This is a genomic window from Pseudomonas sp. 05N434, from assembly GCF_056396965.1.
Genome location: NZ_JBFTMK010000834.1, coordinates 1 through 1,441, shown reverse-complemented (window position 1 = coordinate 1,441; position 1,441 = coordinate 1). Strand labels below are relative to the sequence as shown.

Annotated in this window: 1 protein-coding gene and 1 pseudogene; both read left to right on the top strand. The window is 45.7% G+C overall.

Annotated features, from left to right (window positions below):
• Positions 1–274 (top strand): annotated as a pseudogene (locus AC1DLB_RS29890) (hypothetical protein); the annotation flags it as partial.
• Between the two features lie 189 nt (positions 275–463).
• A partial coding sequence (locus AC1DLB_RS29885; protein WP_477786276.1) for an acyltransferase family protein occupies positions 464–1,441 on the top strand: 978 nt, incomplete at its 3' end.

Here is a 1,441-nt window from a genome sequence, read left to right as displayed (position 1 = left end):
GTTTGGTATCGAGTTGCTGTACCAGTTAATGACCTGCCCCAAAGAGCAGGAGCATATCGAATCGATTCACGGCTTCAATTATCTTGATTTCATCTCGCTCACCGGTAAGGAGGATTTTTTCAGCCCTACCGCAGGTGCACCTGCACCTGCACCTGCACCTGCACCTGCATCTGCATCTGCATCTGAATCTGAACCTTTTACCGTCCAGCCTGTAGCATCAGGCGGGTTGCGTGGTTTTGCAGGCAAGGTAATTCGCAAGCTGAGATCTGTGTAATATCTACGTGCTTCTCCGCAGTTGCGTCAGCGGCTGCGGATGGATGGTTTGCTCGACCCGCGCCAAACAAGGCGCCGGAGCGAGCCGGCGTTTGTGTGCGCTCCCTGAATACCTTTAAACCCTTACGGAGCAAGTGAAGCTAAGGTATCATTCCGGCCCCCATAAGCTATCGCCAGGATATTAGCCTTCATGGACAATAAGGGCATGATTGACAGTCTGACTTCGCTCCGTTTTTTTGCAGCCTTCGCAATCTTATTGCATCACGCAAGGGGCTCAGTTTTTTCTAGCGAATTCATGAGTGGGGTGCCGCTTGTTTTTGGTGTCAGTTTTTTCTTCGTGTTATCAGGGTTTATACTTAGTTATGTATATTCTGGGAGAATGGAGTCTGTCGGTCTTTATAGGTTTTATACTTCTAGGTTTTCAAAAGTATGGCCTTCGCATATTTTTACATTGCTCTTGGTTGTAGCCTTTCTTCCTTCATATGTGTGGGTGTTTGGTGCCAAGGATGGCTGGCTTGTTGCATTGCTTAATGTGTTTCTTCTTCAATCTACTGTTCCTGTTCCTGCGTACTATTTTTCATTCAATATGGTCTCTTGGAGTATCTCTGCGGAGCTATTTTTCTATGCGGTATTTCCGTTCCTGTTGTCAGGTCTGAATAAAAATTGGTACTTCAAACTAGCGGTTTTGCTTTTGCTGGGTGGGGTGTCTGCTTTTATTTTTGATTTGAGCGGTCGTGACTATTATTCTCCGGATAAATGGACAGAATTTTCAGGGTACGGTCTGGCATATATTAGTCCGCTATTCAGGGTTCAAGAGTTTTTCATGGGGATGCTGCTATTTAAGGTGTTTGACTACATTAAAGGGTGGAGGGGGTTCGGATTTGCTCTGTGCACCGCCCTTGAGGTTTTGTGCGTAGCTAGTGTTGTGTTTTTGACGCAGGGCATTGTAGCGGCTTCATATTCGCTCGTTGGACCTGGGAATAATGCGTCAGGTGAGTTCTGGACGCACTTTGCTATAAGCCTGTTTTTTGGTTTGGTGGTGGTGTGTTTTGCCATAAACAGAGGCTTGATATCAAAAATTCTAAAGCAACGATTGTTTGTGGTTCTTGGTGAAATAAGCTTTGCTATGTATCTGATTCACCAGATTGTTTTCAGGTTCTACATGTCG